This is a genomic window from Bacillus pumilus, from assembly GCF_900186955.1.
In the GTDB taxonomy this organism is placed as follows: Bacteria; Bacillota; Bacilli; order Bacillales; family Bacillaceae; genus Bacillus; species Bacillus pumilus.
Window position 1 is genome coordinate 3,713,396 of the sequence record NZ_LT906438.1, and the last position, 23,645, is coordinate 3,737,040.

Annotated in this window: 19 protein-coding genes; 11 read left to right on the forward strand and 8 right to left on the reverse strand. The window is 42.3% G+C overall.

The window, feature by feature from the left end; genetic code table 11:
- Positions 1-16 precede the first annotated feature (16 nt).
- Positions 17-1,693 carry a hypothetical protein gene (locus tag CKW02_RS19410; protein ID WP_003214531.1) on the forward strand — a complete coding sequence of 559 codons (1,677 nt, stop codon included), beginning with the start codon at positions 17-19 and terminating at the stop codon, positions 1,691-1,693.
- Positions 1,694-1,707: 14 nt separating this feature from the next.
- On the opposite strand, the gene CKW02_RS19415 is transcribed toward CKW02_RS19410, so the two are convergent.
- Positions 1,708-2,607, reverse strand: a complete 900-nt coding sequence (locus tag CKW02_RS19415; RefSeq protein ID WP_003214942.1) for a LysR family transcriptional regulator — start codon at positions 2,605-2,607, stop codon at positions 1,708-1,710.
- Between the two features lie 172 nt (positions 2,608-2,779).
- Between CKW02_RS19415 and CKW02_RS19420 the strand changes: the two genes are divergently transcribed.
- The 7 genes from CKW02_RS19420 (at position 2,780) to CKW02_RS19450 (ending at position 12,368) form a co-directional block, all read left to right on the forward strand.
- On the forward strand, positions 2,780-3,775 hold the full coding sequence (locus CKW02_RS19420; RefSeq protein WP_003215127.1) for a LacI family DNA-binding transcriptional regulator: 996 nt from the start codon (positions 2,780-2,782) through the stop codon (positions 3,773-3,775).
- A 173-nt stretch (positions 3,776-3,948) separates the two neighbouring features.
- The gene (locus CKW02_RS19425; protein WP_003215045.1) at positions 3,949-5,214 is read left to right on the forward strand and encodes a galactooligosaccharide ABC transporter substrate-binding protein GanS; all 1,266 of its coding nucleotides are present in this window, start codon (positions 3,949-3,951) and stop codon (positions 5,212-5,214) included.
- A gap of 138 nt (positions 5,215-5,352) precedes the next feature.
- The gene (locus tag CKW02_RS19430; protein WP_003214698.1) at positions 5,353-6,591 is read left to right on the forward strand and encodes a carbohydrate ABC transporter permease; all 1,239 of its coding nucleotides are present in this window, start codon (positions 5,353-5,355) and stop codon (positions 6,589-6,591) included.
- Position 6,592: 1 nt separating this feature from the next.
- Positions 6,593-7,435 (forward strand): sugar ABC transporter permease, encoded by an 843-nt coding sequence (locus CKW02_RS19435; RefSeq protein ID WP_003215217.1) that lies wholly within the window; start codon positions 6,593-6,595, stop codon positions 7,433-7,435.
- Positions 7,436-7,446: 11 nt separating this feature from the next.
- Entirely contained in the window at positions 7,447-8,655 is a 1,209-nt protein-coding gene (locus CKW02_RS19440) for a glycoside hydrolase family 53 protein (protein ID WP_003215417.1), read from the forward strand.
- Between the two features lie 23 nt (positions 8,656-8,678).
- Complete coding sequence (locus CKW02_RS19445; RefSeq protein ID WP_003214690.1) at positions 8,679-10,745, forward strand: beta-galactosidase; 2,067 nt, start codon at positions 8,679-8,681, stop codon at positions 10,743-10,745.
- Between the two features lie 294 nt (positions 10,746-11,039).
- Positions 11,040-12,368, forward strand: coding sequence for a CitMHS family transporter (locus CKW02_RS19450; protein ID WP_003214912.1), 1,329 nt, complete (start codon positions 11,040-11,042; stop codon positions 12,366-12,368).
- A 40-nt stretch (positions 12,369-12,408) separates the two neighbouring features.
- On the opposite strand, the gene CKW02_RS19455 is transcribed toward CKW02_RS19450, so the two are convergent.
- The 7 genes from CKW02_RS19455 to CKW02_RS19485 form a co-directional block, all read right to left on the reverse strand.
- On the reverse strand, positions 12,409-12,837 hold the full coding sequence (locus CKW02_RS19455; RefSeq protein WP_003214965.1) for a DUF4064 domain-containing protein: 429 nt from the start codon (positions 12,835-12,837) through the stop codon (positions 12,409-12,411).
- A 28-nt stretch (positions 12,838-12,865) separates the two neighbouring features.
- Positions 12,866-13,819, reverse strand: coding sequence for an ABC transporter permease (locus tag CKW02_RS19460; protein WP_003214722.1), 954 nt, complete (start codon positions 13,817-13,819; stop codon positions 12,866-12,868).
- Positions 13,816-14,745, reverse strand: a complete 930-nt coding sequence (locus tag CKW02_RS19465) for an ABC transporter ATP-binding protein (RefSeq protein ID WP_003215018.1) — start codon at positions 14,743-14,745, stop codon at positions 13,816-13,818. Before CKW02_RS19465 ends, CKW02_RS19460 begins: the two co-directional genes overlap by 4 nt.
- Positions 14,746-15,070: 325 nt before the next feature.
- Entirely contained in the window at positions 15,071-15,409 is a 339-nt protein-coding gene (locus CKW02_RS19470) for a zinc ribbon domain-containing protein YjdM (protein ID WP_003215145.1), read from the reverse strand.
- Positions 15,410-15,501: 92 nt separating this feature from the next.
- A complete protein-coding gene (locus tag CKW02_RS19475; RefSeq protein ID WP_095117922.1) occupies positions 15,502-16,641 on the reverse strand; it encodes a glycerate kinase in 1,140 nt (379 codons plus the stop codon).
- A gap of 31 nt (positions 16,642-16,672) precedes the next feature.
- Entirely contained in the window at positions 16,673-17,944 is a 1,272-nt protein-coding gene (locus CKW02_RS19480) for a GntP family permease (protein WP_095117923.1), read from the reverse strand.
- Between the two features lie 117 nt (positions 17,945-18,061).
- A complete protein-coding gene (locus tag CKW02_RS19485) occupies positions 18,062-19,174 on the reverse strand; it encodes a CdaR family transcriptional regulator (RefSeq protein WP_003215110.1) in 1,113 nt (370 codons plus the stop codon).
- A gap of 161 nt (positions 19,175-19,335) precedes the next feature.
- Between CKW02_RS19485 and CKW02_RS19490 the strand changes: the two genes are divergently transcribed.
- The 3 genes from CKW02_RS19490 (at position 19,336) to CKW02_RS19500 (ending at position 23,633) form a co-directional block, all read left to right on the forward strand.
- Positions 19,336-19,986 (forward strand): TetR/AcrR family transcriptional regulator, encoded by a 651-nt coding sequence (locus CKW02_RS19490; RefSeq protein ID WP_003215358.1) that lies wholly within the window; start codon positions 19,336-19,338, stop codon positions 19,984-19,986.
- 69 nt (positions 19,987-20,055) lie between these two features.
- The gene (locus CKW02_RS19495; protein WP_003214677.1) at positions 20,056-21,309 is read left to right on the forward strand and encodes an MFS transporter; all 1,254 of its coding nucleotides are present in this window, start codon (positions 20,056-20,058) and stop codon (positions 21,307-21,309) included.
- Positions 21,306-23,633 (forward strand): FtsX-like permease family protein, encoded by a 2,328-nt coding sequence (locus tag CKW02_RS19500; protein WP_003214765.1) that lies wholly within the window; start codon positions 21,306-21,308, stop codon positions 23,631-23,633. The genes CKW02_RS19495 and CKW02_RS19500 overlap by 4 nt, the downstream gene beginning before the upstream one ends.
- The last annotated feature ends 12 nt before the right edge of the window (positions 23,634-23,645 follow it).

Sequence of the window (23,645 nt, forward strand, 5' to 3'; positions counted from 1 at the left end):
GAAAGGAGATCTGTTTGTGGGATATATTTTGTTATTTTCGGTTGTGATCGGTCTTGTCTTGACCCTCTTGCTCACACCACTCAAGTTGATCGTTAGAAAGAAAGGAACAGAACAGCAGGTTCCGCTTATGTGGATTGCAGGCCTTGCTTTACTGTTCATGGTCGGTATTTTTGTTTTCTATTATATGACCAATTTGGATCGTAACCCTTCATCCCTCTGGTTGATTGGACTTGTTGTGACAGCAGCAGGCGCCTTTTTATCAGTTGGGCTGGAGCGTAAGATCAAAGGCGTGCTGTTTCTTATTTTATTACTGCTCGGTGTTTATATGGCGACAGCTTTTCTATTCAATGCGAATGAGAAATTTGATGTCTCCAAAATGGAACAAAAAGTGGAAATCAAAGCGTTTGATGAGACGGAAACACCTGCAAGTGTACCGCCTCAATTTGCTCGGAACAAAATGAAGAAATCGTTCGGACAGGTTCCAAACACAAGCTACTATGAACTTGGCAGCCTGCAAATCCAGAAGGTCAACGGTGAGTATGTGTACATCGCCCCAGTGGAATTCTCGGATTTCTTTAAATGGATTCGTTCAGGGAGTACGCCGGGTTACTTTACTTTAAGTGCGACCGACTCATCTGCCAATCCAAAGTTTGTGAAAACAGAGATGGTCTACACGCCTTCCTCTTATTTCAACAAAGAAATTGAGCGGCATATTCGCCTTCAATACCCTGATTTGATTTTCTACGGAGATACACAGCTGGAAATCAATGATGATGGCAAGCCTTATTACATTCGAACATTTGGCGATTTCATCTCTGCCCGAAACGGCTTTAAAGCGTCAGGTGTTGTCGTTGTTGATGCCAAAACTGGCGCAACGAAGAAATACTCTTTAGATCAAGTACCTGCCTTTATCGATGGTGCTGTTTCACCAGAGGCCGTTAGTCTGCAAAACAGTTATTTCGGAAACTATATTCACGGGTTCTGGAATAGTATGTTTGGAAAGTCAGATGTAAAGCTGCCTTCAGATGAAGGAACAGAAGCCAATGTGAGTCCGGTGTTTGATGCAAAAGGAGATATGTACTACTTCACAGATTTCACCAGTCCGAAAGAGGGTGTTGACTCGATGCTTGGGTATGCCCTGACAAATGCCCGGACAGGAAAAGCGACTTATTATACCGGAAATCTTGAAGCGTCCTACATGGATTCTCAAGGCGCTCTGCAAATTATTGAGAAACGTTTCATCGAAAAGAAATGGAAAGGCCGTATGCCGATTCTGTATAATTTCTATGGAGAAGCCAGCTGGCTCACGCCGGTTCTGGATTCAAATGGATTCCTGCAAAACTACTTTATCGTTTCGGCAGCCAATCCTGAAATCGCTGCGTACGCTTCAACACCAAACGAAGCACTGAGAGCCTATAAGACAGCTCTGCAAAAAGGCGGCGGTACCGTTAACAGTTCCTCTAAGCAGGAAAAGAAAGAAACTACAGGGAAAGTCAAACGAGTGTATAAAGAAAAGACCGGTGATTATACAACCGTCACCTTCCTGCTAGACGATGGGAAAAGCTACACCATGTCATCTGAAAAAGAACCTCTCGTCATTTATTTAAAAGAAGGCGATCAGGTCACCATGAAATACACAGATACGGGTGAAATCTTCCTTCCAGTTGATGAGATAAACATTAAAGGATTATAAAAAAGACGTTTCTCCTATTGAGGAGAAGCGTCTTTTCTCTCTTTCCTTAACAATTCAACGAGCAATTCTTTATTTTTATTTCCCCCTGTCATCGGTGACTCGACATAGGAAAATTTTCGTTTAAAATCCATTCCTCTCACAGAAATGACAGCCAATTCACCGCCAATGCTGCCTCGTTGGAGGACATATTTAGATAAAACAGAAAGCCCCATTCCATGAATCACAGCCTCTTTAATCGCTTGATTGCTGCTAAACGTCACAAATGTCCGTGCTTTCAGTCCATTTGATTTCAGGACGTGCTGTAAGTATTCCCCGGTACCTGATCCCTCTTCTCTCGTGATCCATGTTTCGTTTTGCAGTTGATCAATCGTGACATCCTTTTTCTTAGCAAAGGGGTGATCTAATGGCGCGACGATATAGAGCTCATCTTCTAGGAAAGTTTCTACTGTCAGTTCTTTGTCATTCGTCTGTCCTTCGATCAAACCGATGTCGACATGGAATAAGCGGACATGACTGGCGATCGCCTCTGTGTTATCAATGACCACCTCAATGTCCACATGCGGATAGAGCTGATGAAACTCTGCCAATATTTGCGGCAGCACGTACTCTCCAATGGTAAAACTCGCCCCGATTGTCAGCTTCCCTCTTGCCAGATGATGATGCTCATAAATATCCTGCTTCGCCTGTTCATATAAACGAATGATTTGTTTTGATCGATGGTACAGCATATCCCCAGTTGGTGTAACAGTTAGTTGCTTTGGCGAACGATTCAGCAGAACGGTCTGGAATTCCTGCTCCAAGTTCTTAATATGAAGACTGACACTTGGCTGAGAAATCCGCAGCTTTTGGGCTGCCTTTGTAAAGTTTTTCTCTTCCACAACTGTCACAAATGTCTTCAGTGCATCGTAATACATCGGTCCCTCTCCTATCAGAAATCTTAATCCAAAACCTTTCATATATATATCTTACTAATTCCTTCCCAGTGCGTAAAGAAGCGCTTAACTGAAAACAATTTAATAAAAATATTTACTAATTTTTTTAAAGACTCTATACTAGAAGGAGATATTTTCTATAGGAGGTGCTGATTTGGCAGCTAAAATAAAGGACATTGCTGAAAAAGCTGGATTATCCATTGCGACTGTATCTCGCGTACTGAACCAAGATCCCAACCTATCTGTCACGGATCAAACACGTGAGAAAGTATACGCCGCCGCTGAAGCTTTGTCCTATCAAAAGAAAACTTTCAAACATTCATTAAAAAAAATCGCCTTTCTCTATTGGATGACCGAAAAGGAAGAGCTTGAAGATATTTATTTTAAATCCATTCGTCTAGGCGTTGAGGAACTTACGAATACTCGGAGTTTAAATGTCACCGCTTACAATCCATCTGATGGGCTTCACTCCATTGATTCTTCTACAGAAGGGATTATCGCCATCGGCCGATTTAAAAAGTCAGAGCTTGACCAGTTATATGCGATCACCCAACATATCGTTTTTATTGATACGTCACCAGATGAAGACCGTTTTGATTCAGTAAAGCCAAACCTGAAACGAATTGTTGAAAAGATCATCGATTCTTTTATTGAAAAAGAACACACATCCATTGGATTCGTTGGCGGCACAGACATTGATCTGAATACGAATGTGCATATTCCAGATATTCGCGAAACGACTTTCCGTGAATATATGATGGCTCACAATGTCCTTAATGAGCGTTTGGTCTATGTCGGTCATCATTTCTCAGTAGATGAAGGCTATGCGCTGATGATGAAGGCGATTGATGAGCTTGGTGATGACCTGCCCACCGCTTTTTGTGTCGCTAGTGATCCTCTTGCCATCGGCTGCTTACAAGCATTAAACGAGCGAGGATTTTCTCTGCCGAACCGCGTGAGCGTCTTTAGTATCAACGATATTCATGTGTCTCAATATGTGTCACCGCCGCTCACCACGTATCATATCCACACGTCTTTACTTTGTGAAACAGCAGTTGATTTACTGTTAGAAAGACTTGTAGACGGCAGAACATTACCGAAAACTGTGCTGATTGCCTCAGAACCTGTCTTTCGAAAAAGTACGATATAAACAACCGGAAGCCCCGTCCAATGTGGAGGGCTTTCTTTTCTCTCTACATCAGTAAAAAATTTTACTTAATAAATTTAATAAAATATGTTTACTTTTTTTACTCAAGTTGATATTCTCACATTAAGAAAGCGTTTTCTTATCATCTGTGAAAAAAGAACGAGAGGGGATTACGAATGAAAAAGGGAAAATGGGCGACATTATCAGCAGTCGTTGGGACTGCTGTTCTTCTGCTTTCAGCTTGCGGACCGGGAGATGACAATTCAAGCGGAACACAGCCAGCATCTACAGGTACAAAGACCTTACTAGTGTGGGAGGATGTCAAAAAAACTGAGGGGATTCAAGACGCTGTAAAAGAATTCGAAAAACAACATGATGTGAAAATCAAAGTGGTCGAAAAAGCTTATGCCGACCAAATCGAAGCTCTCCGTCTAGATGGAGCAGCTGGGACAGGTCCAGACGTCATCACGATGCCTCACAATCAAATTGGATCAGCTGTCACTGAGGGGCTATTACAAGAAATCAAGCCAGATCAAAAAGTGATCAACTCCTTCACAGACGAATCGATTCAATCACAAACGGTAGATGGAAAACTGTATGGTCTGCCAAAATCCGTTGAAACCACTGTCCTTTTTTATAACAAAGATCTTGTCAAAAAGGCACCAACGACACTTGATGGCTGGTATGATCTTTCGAAAAAGCTGACAAAAGACGGAAAGTACGGTTTTGTTGCGAAATGGGATGAAATTTACTATGCGCAAAGTGTTTTAGGCGGATCTGGGGGCTATATTTTCAAGCAGAAAAGCGATGGCTCTTATGATGTTAATGACATTGGTTTGAAAAACGATGGCGCCATCCAAGGCGGAGAATACATTCAAAAATTCTTTAGCGAAGGACTTTTCCCGAAAGGCATCATTGGTGAACAAGGAATCAATGTCCTCAACTCCTTATTTACAGAGAAAAAAGCAGCAGCCGTCATTTCTGGTCCTTGGTCATTTGGTCCATATAAAGAGGCGGGTATTGACTATGGTGTGGCTGAGCTGCCAACACTCCCTAACGGAAAACATATGAGCTCATTTTTAGGTGTAAAAAGCTACAACGTCTCCTCTTATTCTAAAAATAAAGAACTTGCTGAGAAATTTGTTGAATTTATCACGAACGAAAAAAATTCAAAGAAGCGCTTTGAATTAACAGAGGAAATTCCACCAGTGAAAAAACTGATGAAAGATCCAATCATTACGGAAAACGCAAATGCGGATGCTGTTTCTAAACAAACGAAATACGCCACACTGACACCGAACAATCCTGAAATGGAAGAGGTGTGGAAGCCGATTGATAGTGCATTAGGACTGATTGCAACTGGTCGTACAGATGTGAAAAAGGCACTTGATGATGCGGTCAATCAAATCGACTCTCAAATTAAAGCAAATCACTCCAAATAACCATCAAATGCGGGTAGTCTATCAAACTGCCCGTAGTTGATCTAATTTTATATGAAGTAGGTGTTAGACGTGACGGGTAACCTTGAACTAGACCGCACACACATAGTGGAATCAAAGACACACCGGAGACGGGCGCTAATGTTCTCCTTTATACCCGGGATGGGGCAGATATACAACAAACAGTACGGCAAAGGGGCACTCTTTTTCCTGTTCGGCGTCTCTTTTTTGATTGTATTTTATGATTTATTCAATATTGGTTTCTGGGGACTGTTCACACTTGGGACGATGCTGCCTCGTGACAACTCTGTTTTTCTTTTAGCAAAGGGGATTATTGCGCTGTTAACAGCTGGTTTTGGTATCGGCTTTTATGTACTCATGATGCGTGATGCTTTTATGAATGGAAAGAAACGGGATCAAGGGGTACCACTTCATTCCATCCGTGCTCAATATCATCAGCTCATCGATCAAGGCTTCCCTTACTTAATGAGCACTCCTGCTTTCTTTTTACTTCTATTTTCTGTTGTCTTTCCTATTATGTTCAGCTTTGCGCTTGCCTTTACGAACTATGATTTATATCACTCGCCTCCTGCCAATCTGATCGACTGGGTAGGAATCAAGAACTTTCAAAATATCTTTTCCATTGATATTTGGAGAGACACCTTCATTGATGTACTTGGCTGGACCGTCGTATGGACTTTGGCTGCGTCGACTCTTCAATGTGCCCTCGGCATCTTTTTAGCGGTTCTGCTCAATCAGAAGGATTTAAAGGGAAAACGGTTTTTTAGAACCATTTTGATTCTCCCTTGGGCTGTTCCGGGCTTTGTGACCATTTTGGTGTTTGCTGGACTGTTCAATGATACATTTGGGGCCATTAACAATACACTTTTTGCATCGATAGGGATTGATCCAAAACCATGGCTAACAGATCCATTTTGGAGCAAAATTGCCCTCATTGCGATGCAGACTTGGCTTGGATTTCCTTTCGTTTTCATTATGACAACAGGCGTTTTGCAGGCGATTCCCGAGGATTTATATGAGGCTGCGACCATTGATGGAGCCAATTTTTTTCAGAAATTCCGGTCCATCACGTTACCGCTTGTTCTCTATTCCATTGCACCCATCCTCATCACACAATATACGTTTAATTTTAACAACTTTAATATCATCTACTTATTTAATGGCGGGGGACCGCCTGTTGCGGGGTCAACCGCTGGGGGAACGGACATCTTGGTGTCTTGGATTTATAAACTCACGATGCAGTCTTCTCAATATGCACTCGCTGCGGCTGTCACAATTTTACTTTCAATCTTTGTCATCGCCATTGCACTCTGGCAGTTTAAGAGAACGAATTCATTCAAAGAGGAGGACATGATGTGATATGGGATCAAAACAAAACAAGCTCATTCGCCTGAGCATTACTTATTTTATCCTTTTCATTGCCTCCATTTGTATTCTATATCCACTGCTTTGGACGATCGGTGCTTCCTTTAATCCTGGAAACAGCCTTATGAGCACAAGTATGTTTCCGAAGAATCCAACGTTCAGTCACTTTACCGAGCTCTTCTTTGGCCCGGGAGCACTTTATGCAAAATGGTATTGGAACTCCATGAAGATCAGTATTGCCACAATGTTGTTAACGCTGATTCTTGTTAGCTTTACAGGCTATGCCTTTTCTAGATTCCGTTTCAAAGGACGGAAAAATGGGCTGATGCTCTTTTTACTGCTGCAAATGATTCCTCAATTTTCAGCGCTGATTGCGATTTTCGTTTTGGCTCAAATGCTTGGACTGATTAACAGCCATCTTGCACTGATTTTGATTTATGCAGGCGGACAAATTCCGATGAATACGTATTTAATGAAAGGCTATCTTGATGCGATTCCGAAGGATCTTGATGAATCAGCCAGAATGGACGGCGCAGGGCATTTCCGAATTTTCATCCAAATTATTATGCCGCTTGCTAAACCTATTTTGGCGGTTGTCGCCATCAACTCATTTACAGGACCACTGGGTGATTTCATCATCTCCAGTGTCATTGTCCGCTCACCCGAAATGTATACACTCCCGATCGGTCTGTACAATCTTGTGTCAGACAAAATGGGGGCCAGCTACACGACCTTTGCAGCCGGGGCTTTACTCATTGCGATTCCAGTCGCTTTATTGTTTCTTGTGTTACAAAAACAATTTGTGTCCGGCCTCACACAAGGCGGGACAAAAGGATAAGGGGAGATTTGATGAAGAAATGGATGCTCGTCACGGTTGTCGTTTTCTTTTTGATGGGATTAGGGATTTTACCTGAAGCAAAAGCGGATGCCATTTCTGTTCAGCCGATCAATGGACTGCAAGGTGATTTCATTAAAGGAGCCGATATCTCCATGCTTGCGGAAGTGGAGAGAAGCGGCGGCAGATACTTCGACCAAAATGGAAAACAGGTGGACCCGCTCAAGCTATTAAAGGAAAAAGGCGTCAACTATGTGCGTATTAGACTGTGGAACCACCCATACGACAATCAAGGCCGTGCCTATAACGGCGGGACAAACGATCTCAATACAGCGATCGCTTTATCGAAACGCGCAAAAGCACAAAATATGAAAGTGCTGCTTGATTTTCACTACAGTGATTTCTGGACTGATCCTGGTAAACAGTTCAAACCGAAAGCATGGGCATCTCTTTCACAAAACGATTTAGTAAAAGCGGTTGGCACTTACACAGGGGATGTACTCAAAGCAATGAGAGCCCAAAATGCACTGCCGAACATGGTACAGGTCGGAAACGAATTGAACTCAGGCATGCTGTGGCCGAACGGCAAAAGCTGGGGTGAAGGCGGCGGTGAATTTGACCGGCTCGCCGCTTTGCTAAAGGCTGGCACAAATGCAGTCCGCTCTGTCGATTCAAATATCAAAATTATGCTTCACCTTGCTCATGGTGGTGACAATGGGGCCTCCCGCTGGTGGTTTGATGAAATCACCAAACGAGGCGTCTCATTCGATACGATCGGTCTATCTTATTACCCGTATTGGGACGGCGGATTTAGCGGTCTTACTAACAATATGAATGATATTAGCGTCCGCTATAACAAAGACGTCATCGTGGTAGAAACCGCCTACGGTTTTACAACAGCAAATGGCGACAACCTAGAAAACTCATTTAACCAAGATTCAGTCAATACTGCTGGCTACCCAGCTTCACCTCAAGGCCAGGCATCTTTTATACGAGATCTATCAGAAAAAATTTCACAAGTGAAAAACAATCGCGGGAAAGGTTTCTTTTATTGGGAGCCGCTTTGGATTCCAGCGAAAGGCGCTCCGTGGTCAAGTCAGTATGGGCTGGCTTATATCCAAACAACAGGTACGGCCGGAAATGCTTGGGAAAATCAAGCGATGTTTGATTTCAACGGAAAAGCACTGCCTTCTCTAGACGTATTTAAACAAATGACACCGTAATTAAAAGGATAGGACGTGACAAAATGGGAAAGCGTTACCCACTCGTTCACCCCAATGTGAAAGGCTTTTTGCATGGTGGCGATTATAATCCAGATCAATGGCTTCATATGCCGGAGATCATTGACGAAGATTTTCGATTAATGAAGCTTGCACACTGTCAAACATTCTCCATCAACATTTTCGCATGGAGTAAGCTAGAGCCAAAAGAAGGTCAATATGATTTTACATGGCTGGATGACATCATGGACCGCTTGGCAGCACAGGGGGCACACGCCATTCTTGCAACGCCAAGCGGGGCACGACCTGCTTGGCTGTCACAAGCATATCCAGAGGTATTGCGCGTCGAAGCGAACCGTCAGCGTAACTTACATGGACTTCGCCATAATCATTGCTTCACCTCACCGGTTTATCGAGAAAAAACGAATACACTCAATCGTTTGCTCGCTGAACGCTACAAGGATCACCCAGCACTGATCATGTGGCACATTTCGAATGAGTACGGTGGCGAATGTCATTGTGATCTCTGCCAGGAAGCATTTCGAGGCTATTTGAAAGACAAGTACAATCATGACCTTGAAGCTTTAAACCAAGCATGGTGGACGGGGTTTTGGAGCCACACGTATAGTGATTGGTCACAAATCGAATCACCTGCACCGCACGGGGAGCACATGATTCACGGGATGAACCTAGACTGGAAACGCTTTGTCACCGCGCAAACAATCAATTTTTATCAAAATGAAATTGAACCGCTGCGGGAATTGACACCCCATATTCCAGTGACCACCAACTTTATGGGCGACTACCCGCATATGCGCCCATTTCTTGGACTGGATTATCATCAATTTGCAAAAGAGGTCGACGTAATTTCATGGGATAGCTATCCAGCATGGCATAGCGGCAGGGAAACAACCGCTGAATTAGCGTCAAACGTTGCCTTCGTTCACGACTTATATCGTTCATTAAAGGACGGTCAGCCATTTCTCGTGATGGAGAGTACACCGAGCCTTGTGAACTGGCATGAAGTGAATAAGGTCAAACACAAAGGCATGGCACACCTTTCTGCCATACAGGCGATTGCCCACGGATCAGACTCCGTGCTTTACTTCCAGTGGCGCCAAGGACGAGGTGCCTCCGAGAAATTCCATGGCGCCGTAGTCGATCATTCTGGGCATGAACATACGCGCGTGTTTCAAGAGGTCGCTGATCTAGGGAAACAGCTGGAGCAGCTGCAGCCCATCGCAGGGACATCCGTTCAACCAGAAGTCGCCATCATATACGATTGGGAAAACCACTGGGCCATTGATGATGCGCAAGGCTTAAATAATACAAACAAACGCTATGTAGAGGCTTGTCAAACTCACTATCGAAGCTTTTGGAAAAAAGGCATCCCTGTTGACATTGTCGGCATGGAAAAGGATTTCTCATCCTATCGGGTGCTCGTTGGTCCAATGCTCTACATGATCAAACCAGGCGTCGCAGAAAAAATCGAAGCCTTTGTCAAAAGGGGCGGCACTTTTATAGCGACATACTGGAGCGGCATGGTTGACGAAAATGACCTCTGTTTCCTAGGCGGTTTCCCCGGTCCTCTCCGCCATGTACTTGGCATTTGGGCTGAGGAAATCAACACATTGATGCCAGATGAACATGTATTAATGACCACAGGGAATGGACGCACCTACCATGTCGGGCAATATTGCGAATCCATACATCCTGAAACGGCCTCTGTGTTAGGACATTTTGAGAACGGCTGCTACGAAGGACAGCCAGCCCTGACTGTCCATCCTTTTGGAGATGGAAAAGCATACTATATGGCTTCCGAAAATGAGGAGATTTTTTATGATGAGTTTTACGAGGAACTCATCGCAGAAATGGAGATACAGCCCGTCCTATCAGCGGTGATTCCAGAGGGAGTCAGTGTACAAAAACGAACAGATGGCACTCAGGAATATGTGTTTATGATGAATTTTACAGAAGAGCAGCAGAACATATCACTAGATTCAGCGGAAAGCTATGAAAATATCCTGACTGATGAGCAGGTGCCAGAGAAGCTTCAGCTTGATCCTTACGAGTACATCATCTTGAAAAAATAATTTAAAAGAAGTGTTCATTCATTGGACGCTTCTTTTTTATTGATCCTAAATACCTGTATAATTATATTTATTAATAGAAATGTATTTGAAGCGTTATATTTTATCTAAATTTTTTGACATGTTTGATACCGCACCATGAATGGATTCACCATCCTTTTTTACCATTGTATAGGTATGAAAGCGGTTGCCTAATGCTCATATTTTTGATACCCTTTTTTTCAATGCAGCTGTGGAACTGCATTGTGATAAAAAGAGCAAACAAATGTAAACGGTTTATTGTAGGGGGAGGGTCTTATGTTAACGCTTGTTGGATTGTTGATTATTTTAACGATTGTTGTATTGCTGATTTGGGGGAAAGCAAGTCCAATTGTCGCCATGGTCATGGTGCCTTTAATAGGAGCACTGATTGCGGGATTTGGGATAAATGACATTCAAACCTTTTTTGAAGAAGGAATTATCAAAGTATTGCCGGTGGCGACCATGTTTATCTTCGCCATTTTATTTTTCGGCATTTTACAAGATACAGGGTTCTTTGAACCTGTAATTAAAGCATTAATTAAGCTGACAAAAGGAAATGTTGTCACAGTTGCAATGGGAACTGCTTTAATTGGGATCATTGCTCACTTAGATGGAGCAGGGGCTACAACCTTTTTATTAACTGTACCTGCACTGCTGCCGCTTTATAAAAAATTACATATGAGTCCTTACTTGCTGCTGTTATTAATTGGGACGAGTGCTGGATTAACCAATATGATTCCTTGGGCTGGTCCGACTGGACGGGCAGCAAGCGTCTTGAATATGGATCCATCTGAACTCTGGGTGCCGCTTATTCCGATCCAGCTCATTGGGGTGGTGCTCGTGTTAGGAATGGCGTTCTTTTTAGGAAAGAGGGAAGAAAAACGAATTCGGGTGAAAATTGCTGCAAACGAAGTAGCTGCTGTTCAACTAGAAGGCGCCGATTGGGATCGTGCCATTCAGTCTATTAGCGAAACAGGTGACGCTTCTTTAAAGCGTTATCATCTCATCTGGGTGAACCTTATTCTATTTGTCTGTGTTGTGGTACTTCTCGTGTTAAACGTGATTCCTGCTAGTTATATGTTTATGATTGGCCTGTCACTAGCACTGTTGATTAACTTTCCGAATGTGAATTTACAGATGGAAAGAATCAAGGCGCACGCACCTAGTGCACTGATGATGGCGGCTGTTATTTTCTCCGCAGGTTCATTTTTAGGAATTCTTGAAGGTACAGGGATGCTGAAAGCCATTGCGGTCGACAGTATTCACATTTTACCAGCTTTCTTACTGCCATTTTTACATATTATTGTCGGGATGCTTGGGGTACCGCTCGATATGCTGACTAGTACTGACGCCTATTATTACGCCCTTCTGCCAATTGTTGAATCCATTACATCTGAGGTTGGCGTATCTGGTACTTCAGCGGCATATGCCATGATGATTGGGAATATTATCGGAACCTTTGTCAGTCCGCTTGCGCCTGCTGTTTGGCTCGCTGTAGGGCTGGCAGGGGTGGATATGGGGAAACATATCCGCTACTCCTTCTTTTGGATGTGGGGATTCAGTATTATCCTTCTGTTCGTGGCGATGCTAATCGGTATCATTTAAAAAAAGAAAGACATGCGTACAACGACGCATGTCTTTTTCTTTATGAAGGATATTCACTCGTGTGAATGTCTGTATTCGGCTTTCTAATAAGAGACATTAATCCAATGATAAACAATAGAACCATTGGAGCGAATGCAAGACCGATTGTTCCAATTAAAAGAGTCACAGCAGACACCAAGAAAAGAACACCTGAAATCACGGCACGGCGGTCTGTTTTCAAGAGAATAACACCGACAATCGATAGCACTGCTGCAATTCCAGAAACGACCATAAACTGCGTACCAAATGCATTAACTGAAGCTTGAAGCGTTTCAATCGGTAATGTTTCGCCTTCCTCTTGTAGCACTTCATTAATTTCATTATAAAATGATGGACCTACCGAGAGGATTAATGCTCCAAATCCAACACCAATGGCATTGAGGACAATACTAATAATCCCCATAATTTTTTCACCTTTACGACTAATCATGTGTAAACCTCCTAAAAATTTTTAAAATTTAACTGCCTGTTTTCACTTCTCGTTTTTGGAAGACAATTAAGGCAATGGCCAAGAAAATAGCCCAATAGATGACTAGGACTATTAATGAGAATCCTAGAGACATACCTTCGATAAGAGTAACCTGTTCCATAAAGTATTGGGATGGATCGTTTGCAAATAACAAATATTTTGACCAATCAAAGAAGAGCATTAAAATACCTGTAACTGATCCACCCACAATATAAGCTAACACACTAATGGCAATGGAGATGGCTTCACTTCTAAATACTGTAGAAATGGCGAACGAAAGGGTTCCCAAAACGACAAACATTGCACAATGAGCAAGATAATAATAGATCATATTTGCAAACTGCGAACGTTCAATCACTTCACCATTGTGATACACCAAATTCACATAATCAGTGCTAAGTCCAAAGAAAATAGCACCCAATATGAAGGACAAGATAAATAGCACCACAACAAGTAAAAGAGCATACAGCTGTACTGTAATATATTTAGATATTAGGATCTTTAGCCTTGATGGTGGACGAATCAATAATAATTTGATTGTACCATGCTTGTATTCAGCCGACACAATAGTGGAAGCAATAATGATCACAAACACACCTACTAGCTGAAGTAAATTGGCGTTTGTTTTCACATAATCCCATACACTGTGGCTAAACTGATCAGCTGGCGGCAAGTTATGCTTGATTCGATAATCATTAATAGCGATCTCTTTTTCAAGGCTTCTTTTAAAGAAACCATTCTCTGTCTCTTTGAGCTCTTTCTTGTTCTCCGTATTCATCATTTCTAGCTGGGTTTTCCATTCACCTGAAGCTTGATCTTTGTCATTTGTTTTCACTACAAAGATCAGTGTAGCAATCATACCTAAAACAAGAAGTCCAACCATAATCCAAGTTCCAACACGATAACTGATCTTCATCCACTCGTTTTGAATGAGGCGTATCATACGTCTGCCTCCTTTTTACCTGTTAAGCTTAAGAACTTATCTTCTAAGGTTTGTTTTTCTATTTTGATTTCGTACAAATGAATGGACGCGCCGCTCAAATGACGAATCAATTCCGGCATTTTCTCTTCTGGCAAGGAGAAGAATAAATACTGCTCCTCTTCTCTTACAGTCGTGCCTTCCTCAAATATACCAATGAGCTTCTGCGCTTCTTCCAGCTCACCAGATGCGACCTTCATCCGATAATTGACCAATTCGTCTTGATTCGTCTCTGCACGCTGATCCTCAATCGCAATCAGCTTGCCTTTTTGGATAATCGCAAAACGATCACACATCAATTCCATTTCTGACATGAGGTGACTTGAAACAATGACAGCTAGCCCTTCTTCCTTTGCAAGCCTTCTCAAGTAATCTCGTATCATGCGAATTCCCTCTGGATCAAGTCCATTGGTCGGCTCATCTAATATCAGCAGTTTCGGTCTATGTATAAGTGCTTGCGCAATGCCTAAACGCTGCTTCATGCCTAATGAAAACGTTCGGACACGCTTATGTTTCACGTGCTGTAAGCTGACCAGCTCTAGCAGCTCATCAATTCGCCCTTCATCCACTTTCCCATTCATTCTGGCAAAGTGAACAAGATTTTGTCTTGCCGTTAAATGATTATACATTTCTGGGTTTTCAATAATGGCACCAACATCTTGGATGGCATGCTGATATGAGGATTGAATACTATGACCATTAATCAGAATGTCACCAGATGTAATAGGAGAAAGACCGACCATCATACGAATGGTTGTTGTTTTCCCTGCGCCATTTGGTCCTAAGAAGCCAAAGACTTCGCCCGCTTGCACAGAAAAGCTCAAGTCTTGAACGATCTTTTTCCCGTGAATATGCCTAGATACATTATGCAGTTCTAAAACGTTCGTCACGTTACCTCTCCTTCTTTGTCTAAGTATCATCTATCATCTATTTCCTGATAAACACCATGATCCGTTAAAAATAGAAGAACACTTCCATATGGTACAGCAATGCCCAAAAGTTGTGAAGGGGATTAGGCAAAATTTAGAGAATCCTCTGCCTTTTTTAAGGTAGGGTTAAGAAAACAACAATTTTTTATGTGAAAAGAGGCTTGATTTTTTAAAAATGAACCTTTTTCAACAGGTATATATGTATGGAATTTTTTTTAAGATTATTCCTTTCACCTATAAATAAAGAAATGAAAAAGAGGCCTCTACTGACAGCCTCCTTTCGTTATTATACCTTTTTCACAAACTCTGATTTTAACTTCATTGCGCCAAAGCTAGGAATTTTACAATCAATGTTATGATCGCCTTCCACTAAACGAATGCCTTTGACCTTCGTTCCTATTTTTAAAACGGAAGAAGAGCCTTTTACTTTTAAATCTTTAATGACAGTGACCGTATCCCCATCACTTAATAGATTTCCATTCGCATCTTTGACCACAAGCTGCTCCTCTGCCGCTTGTTCTTGTTCAAGTGACCATTCATGCGCACATTCAGGACAAACCAGCAGACTGCCATCCTCATAAGTATACGTTGAACTGCATGAAGGACAATTTGGTAGATTAGACATTTGTGTTTCCTCCAACTTTCTATAGCATTTCATACAATTTTACCACATTTCTATAGAAAGAATGTGATAGAAAAGGAAACATTTTTCATCGTTTACTTATTTCTTCCAATTGATATAGTAGCCGCAATATTTCGAGCGGTTCTTTCTACATGAATAGCCCCATCTCTCATTGCCTCAGAAAGAGAAGTTATACCTGGAACGATACTAAAAAGTGCATCAATGCCATGCTCATGTACGACAGCACTGTCTTTTGAGAGGGAGCCCGCGATACCAATCACAGGCAGGTGATACTGCTTTGCTGCTTTGGCTACACCGATTGGGGTTTTTCCATAAACGGTCTGCTGGTCAATTCGGCCTTCCCCAGTAATGACTAGGTCTGCCTCCTTGATGACATCATCAAACTGAACAGCCTTCAGCACAATGTCAATTCCTCTTTGCAAATCGGCGTGTAAAAAGCCTAATAAACTCGCACCAAGTCCTCCTGCCGCTCCTGCCCCCGCTGCATCTTCAAAGGATACAGTAAACTGCTTTTCTGCTATGTGAGCAAAATGAGCTAAATTCTTGTCTAACACTTGAACCATTTCTTCATCTGCACCTTTTTGAGGACCAAATACGACAGACGCTCCTCTCTTACCTGTTAAAGGATTATCCACATCACGGGCTGCCTCCAGCCGAACGGATTGCAGTCTTGGGTCAAGTCCAGATAGATCAATAGAAGCTAGTTGATGAAGGGCTCCACCGCCTGGCGATAGCTCCTGTCCTGCTTGATCAAGAAAAGCCGCACCTAATCCTTGCATCATCCCAACGCCGCCATCATTTGTTGCACTTCCGCCAAGCCCAATGATGACATGCTTTGCTCCTTGATCTAGTGCCGCAATCATTAATTCCCCAGTTCCTTTCGATGTCGTAAATAACGGATTGCGTTTTTCTTGCGGAACAAGGTGTAACCCAGAGGCTGCGGCCATCTCTATAACGGCCGTCTCACCGTCTCCTAACATGCCAAAAAAGGCATCGACAGGGTCACCAAGCGGGCCTGTGACTACTTGATTGATCATGTACCCGCCGGTCGCATCAACTAGTGATTGAACAGTTCCCTCTCCTCCATCTGCCATGGGAAGTTTAATATATTCAGCGTCTGGCAAAATCGCATGAAATCCTCGTTCGATGGCACATGCTACCTCATATGCAGATAAACTTTCTTTAAATGAATCTGGTGCAATCACAATTTTCATCCTAAAGTCCCTCGTTTCTTATCAAATGTCATCAGCCAAACAACTGAAAAACGCCGAAAATAATGGTCGACACGACAGTTAATGTCAAACCAATTAACGATTCAAAAGGCATGAGTTTCAACCGCTCTTTGATGTCCATTTGAACACTTCCTGCTGTTGCATGAAAAAAGCTCCCATGCGGCATATGATCAAGCACAGTTGCACCAGCATGAATCATGGCTGCTCCTGAAAGAGCCGATACACCAAGCCCAATGAGTGTACCGCTAAATACGCCACTCGCTACCGCCGTTCCTGCTGTTGTCGAAGCAGTGGCGGCTGACATAAATATCCCTGAAGCTGGTGCAAGTAAATACGGTGGTAATCCCGAAGCATCGAGTGCTTGAATAAACACATCTTTTAAGGAAGAATTCGATACAATTCCTGCTAGTGTGCCTGTCCCTAATAACATAATCGCTACACCCGACATTTTATGAAGCCCCGACATCGCATAATCATTGAGAAACTTCCCTTTTTTCATGAAAAGAGCGCCTATAAATGCTCCGATCGGTAAGGCGATCATTGGGTCTATATTGATTTGAAAAAGCGGTCTTAAAGCCAACAATAAAATGGTGACAAGCGGACCCGCAAGTGCTTGAAAAAAAGCTGGCACTTCAACTTTGCTTAACGCGGTTTCCTCTTCAAGAACAGGTGTCCCTTTTTTTGCAAGCTTTTTAGCTAACACATATGTAACAGCCAATCCAAACACAGCCGGAATGACACCCGCAGCCATCATTGAAGTAAGCGGTACACCAAAAGCATCAGAAGCGGCAATGGCATTTGGATTCGGTGACATGATATTCCCTGCCTTCCCGCCTCCAATCATGGCGAGTAAAATCCCCGTTTTTGACAACTTTGCCCGTTTGGCAATGGCAAGTGCGATAGGCGCTACCGTGATAACAGCAACATCTACAAAAACACCCACTGTTGTTAAAATCATGGTTGCCAGTGCAAGTGCTAATAACGCCCTCGCCTCTCCAAGCTTCTTCACGATCGCCTCGGCGATAGATAAAGCTGCACCCGACTCAATTAAAACGCCAGCCAAGACACCTGCCGCCATAATTCTGAGGACAGCTGGAATCATATCCTTAGCGCCTTCCATCATGACGTTGACGGTCTGAACAATATCTACACCGCCTACCAAGCCGCCTATGAAAGCACCTGCCAGCATGCCATATGCAGGTGATACTTTTTTTAGAATAAGAACAATCGCAACCACAAGTGCCGTCATGGCTCCTAGTGTACTTACTGTCACATCTCCACTCATTTTCGATCCCCCCAAAATGTCTTTCTTTAATTGTAAGCGTTTACTAACTGGGATCGGGTTGTGAATCTAGATGAACTTTTTTCATTTATTCCTTTATTCAATTGTGCATATGCACAATTAAGATAGTTGACTCATCAACTGCGCCATATAAAGCTCCATCAACTGTTTCACATGACGGGGATCTTTTCCAGTCAAAGCTTGTATTTTATCTAAACGATATCGCAATGTATTCCTGTGAATAAATAAACGATCAACAATTCTTTGTAAATCACCGCCTTCTTTAATGTAAATTCTTAATGTGTGGGCAAGCTCCGCTTCTTGTATTATTGGCTTGTAAAAGTCAACCCAACTACTGTTTTCTTCAACAGCTCCTGCAGTAATCAATAGCCTTTCCAGCTGATAAGATTCAAAAAAATAAATACTTTCCTTCGGATCAAGAGCCTTCCCCAACCTCAAGGAATCTCTTGCGTGCTCAAAGGACAATGACAGCTGGCTTATGTCGGCGGCGACAGTCCCTATCCCCACCAGCACCTGGCCTCCTACTGCTTTTTCCATTGTTCTTTGCAGCTGCCCAACCACATGCTTTAAAAAATGATCAGAAATCGGCTGCCTTAAAAGAACCAATTCATGACGAAAGGTCATGCCAAGCAAATCATCCACATTCTTATCGTATTGAATCGCATGAATCATTTTATGCACAGCGTCTTCTGTGGATGGAACTGGCTGAAAAATGATGGCCATTCGGCGTTTATCTAAATCCATTCCCAGCCATGCAGCTCGGTTCTTTAGCTGATGATCACCAACGTCCGAATCAGAAATTAACTGATTGACAATTTCACTCTCTATTCGCTGCCGCCACTGAACTCGTTCAAGCAGAAAAGACTGCTCTAACACCAGCTCAGCCGCCATTTTCACCAGCTCGGCATGATGCCGAATGTCCTTTGGCTCACCAGTAATGCCAATCACACCAACTACTTGTTCACGAAAGCAAATAGGCAAATTGATTCCTGGTCTCACTCCTTCTAAGTGTAAGGACGCATCGTGGTCAATTTCCACACTGTCCCCGCTTGTCAGAACAAGTCGTGCACCATCATGTTTCTGACCAATCCTGTTTCGTTCACCAGAACCAATGATGACACCATCCGCATTCATCACATTGATGTTTTTATCTAAAATACGCATCGTACGTTCAACCATTTCTTGTGCCAATTCAGTGGTTAAAAATTGCATGAGGCATCTCTCCTGAAGGTATTTTCATTCAATGTATCATAGTGTCATTGCACAATAAATGCAAAGTGTTTAAAAATGAGGCATTGACAAAGGGACATTGAAAAGTGTTTAATCAAACCAAAGGACCGACCGACAGTCTAATCAAAAGAAAGGATGGCTTTATGAGAACCGTTAAACATCCTGAAGAACGTAAAAATGACATCTTAAACGCAGCCGAAGAGCTTTTTTCTACCAAAGGCTATCAGCAAACAACGATTATCGACATTCTGAAAGCTGTTGGCATTGCAAAAGGCACTTTTTATTATTACTTTTCATCCAAAGAAGAAGTGATGGATGCCATTATTGACAGGATCATCAAAGCAGATATCATCGTGGCAAAACGTATTGCGGCTGAGCCAGACCTTCCAGTCGTCGACAAACTATTTCGCATTATCATGGCGCAATCGCCTCAGCAAGGAAGCAATAAACAGGGCATGATTGAACAATTCCATCAGCCTTCTAATGCAGAGATGCACCAAAAAAGCTTAATCAAAGCGATTAAAGAACTATCACCCGTTTTAGCTGATGTCATTCAGCAAGGGGTGGGAGAAGGGACATTCAAAACAAAGTACCCGCAAGAAACGGTGGAATTCCTTCTTGCTTCTGCACAGGTCATATTTGATGAGGGCCTTTTTCAATGGACAGCCGAAGAGAGTATGCAGCGCGCGCTAGCTTTTATCGATATCCTCGAATCCTCATTACATGCAGAAAAGGGGAGCTTCTCCTTTCTTCTGAAACGTTTAACTGGAGAACTTGATGAACATAATCAGTGATTGGTCACTTCAATACCAATCCTGCGTATATTATAGACTGACGGTCGGTCTAAAAGGAGAGTGATACCCATGTCTTTATTATCCAAAAGAGGTTCATCCCACTTTATTTACCTCGTGCTCGGACAGATTATTTCTGTTTTTGGGTCTTCCTTAATTCGGTTTGTTCTATCTTTACACGTGCTGGATATGACTCAGCGTGTAGACTTATATGCCTTACTATTCGCTTTATCCAATGTACCGCTCCTTCTTTCCCCCTTAGCAGGCGCAATCGCTGACCGGTTTAACAGAAGGAACTTAATGATTTTATTTGATGTTCTCACCGGCATCATGATTCTGGCTTTTTATTTTTGGTTATTCTCAGGCAATGATTCACTCTTTATGATCGGAGCGGTCATGGTGCTTCTTGGTGTGATGAGTACGTTCTATGCTCCCGCTGTGATGTCCAGCATTCCACAGTTAGTAAAACAGGAACAATTAGAACAAGCAAACGGGATCGTCAATGGCGTGCAGGCACTTTCAGGTGTTCTCGCTCCTATTATCGGCGGGGTTCTGTACGGACTGATTGGAAGTCAATCCATTATAGGTGCCAGTGCCATCGTGTTTTTTCTATCAGCATGCATGCTTTTACGATTAAACATATCCTTCTCACCTAGCCCGCTTACAGAAACTATGGGCAAAGTGCTCGTAAAAGATATGAAACAGGGATTTTCCTATATTGGCAGTCAGCCATTTTTAAAAAGAGCCATGTTGCTTGCTGCAATGTTAAATTTCATCCTCACGCCATTTTTTATCGTAGGTGGTCCAATCATTTTAAGGGTCACAATGAAAAGTAGTGACATCATGTATGGTGTAGGCATGGGCTTGATTGAGTTCGCTGTCATCGCAGGTGCTCTGCTAGTTGGACTTGTAGCAAAGCATTGGCGCATCCCTACTTTATATCGCTGGCTGATCGTCATCGCAATCATCTTGCTACCTGTCGCATTCTCTACATCCAACACAGCTCTTCAATTTGGCACTTATCCAGCTTATTTTCTCTTTCTAGCAGGATGTCTTCCGATTGCTATGCTTCTTACAATGATCTCAATCGTTGTGATTTCACATGTTCAAAAGAAAACGCCAAATAGTCAATTAGGAAAAGTGATGGCAAATCTGACAATGGTTTCTCAATGTGCTGCCCCGCTTGGTCAAATGATGTATGGGTTCTTGTTCAATACGTTTTCAGCAAACATGTATGTGACAGTATTAATAGTCAGTACTTTCATGTTTGCCCTTGCCTACTTAACAAAAAATATGCTTCAACATGAAGGAGAATCAGCCTCATGAGACTGACGTTTATAAAGAAGGACTTAACCCGCCACCGTCTCATTTCCACCGGTTTAACCATATGCATTATGATGACATCATTTCTAGCAACAAGCGCCGCTCAAATGACAGTACAACTGAATGGTTCCATTTCTAATCTGCTCCATTCAGCCAAGGCACCAGACTTTGTCCAAATGCATGACGGCAGCCTAAAGGAAAAAGATATTGAGGCATTTTCAAGCAAGCAGTCCATGGTAAAAGCACATCAAATCGTCCCAATGATTCCAATTGAACATGCAAATATCAAGTTCGGAAACGAACCCGCCAAAGCAGGTGTGATGGATCATTTATTTGTGAAACAAAATCGTTATTTTGATTTTCTTTTAAATGAACAAAATGAAAAGCTCACTGTCAGTAAAGGTGAAGTGGCTGTCCCTATCTATTTTCAGCAAAGATATCATCTCAAAATAGGAGAAACGTTACTGATTGGGAAAGGGTCTAATCAATTCTCTTTCCGCATCAAAGCATTCTTGCGAGATGCACAAATGAACCCCAGTCTTGTTAGTTCGAAAAGATTCCTTCTTCATCACAAGGATTGGGACGCAATGAATCAAGTGTTTCATAAAAAGGAATATTTAATTGAATTTTTACTGCATGATGCCGCGCAGGCAGATGCCTTTCAAGCAATCTACCAGTCATCACAGCTTCCACAACAAGGTCCTGCTGTCACATTACCTTTGCTGCGTATGCTGAACGCATTGACAGATGGAATGGTGATCGCCATTCTGCTGCTTTCTTGCATGCTGCTCATCGGTATAGCCCTTCTCTCTCTCCACCTTGCTATGACGGCTTCTATAGAAGAGGACGAACGTGAAATTGGAATATTGAAGGTGCTTGGGATTCCTTTATCAAGAATCAAGCAATTATACGTTGGAAAGTATGCCTTGCTTGCTGGTATAGGGTGTATAGCAGGATATGGGTTAACGTTTATATTTGGTGATATGTTTACAGCCAATATTCAGCGATACATGGGGAATCAGCCTTCTTTCACTTCTTGGTTCATGCCGCTTTGTGTTTCTATTGTGATGGCAATGATCATCATTTCTTTCAGCTATACTGTCCTAAGAAAGTTTGGTCGAGTATCAGCTGCTCAAGCACTTCAAGGCAGCGTCATTTCAACGAATGATAAAAAACAAATACCCTTGCATCTCAAGAAAAACAGGTTCATATCAGTCAATATTTGGCTTGGTTTAAAAGATCTGTTATCACGAAAGAAGTTGTACACAACGATTACTTGTATTATGGCCCTTTGTACATTTTTGATGCTGCTGCCTATTCAGCTATGGTACACCTTACAATCGCCGGATTTCATCACATATCTTGGCTCTGGTCAAAGTGACCTTCGAATTGATATACGACAAGGAAATCATCTAAAGGAAAATACTAATAAAATAGAATCAATGATTCGTGATGATCGAGACATTCAAGCATCAGCCATATATGAAACAACTTCTCTTCAGGCAAAATCAAAGGAGAATTCATTAGAAACACTCTATTTAGAAGCAGGTAATCTCTCAGCATTTCCTCTCACCTATTTACAAGGGAGACAGCCTTTAAAGAAGAAAGAAATTGCCTTATCAGTGCTCAGCTCAGATTCACTCCAAAAAAAGGTTGGAGAAAAAATTACTCTCGTAACAAACGGGCAGGAAATTCAAAAAACTGTGACTGGCATTTATCAGGATGTCACTAACGGCGGGAAAACAGCAAAAGCAATATCACAGCCATTTCCTCAAACAGCTCTTTGGAAAACCATTCAAATCCAACTAAACCAAGGAGTAGAAATTGCGGAGAAAAAGACAGTATTTGAAAAAGAGATATCTCCTGCAAAAGTGACAGATATGAAAGAATACGTTCATCAAACAATCGGCAGCACAGCATCTTTAGTAAAAGTCGTTGCATTTTTTTCTACATTAGCTGCTTTTGGAACCGCCAGTTTGATGTTATTCATGTTTCTGCACATGTTAAAAGCAAAAGATTCAAGCCGAAACCATTTACTACGAACGATTGGATTTTCTAAAAAAGATGTAACAGTACAATATATCACAAGTTTTATCGTCGTTATCTTTTTGGGCACATTTATTGGCACGATCGCTGTCCACTTGATTGGACCAGCTTTAATGAGTGTAGGTGGAGCATCCTTAGGGGCATCAAGCCTCCAGTGGCTGGCACCACAATGGGTGTCAGTTGTGTACCCAATCACACTATTGATTGTCAGCTTAGCTTTAACTGCTTCGTTATTGAAGACGTTATTTACTAGTCAAACTACACGTCATACACTTTCATAAGGAGATGTTTCA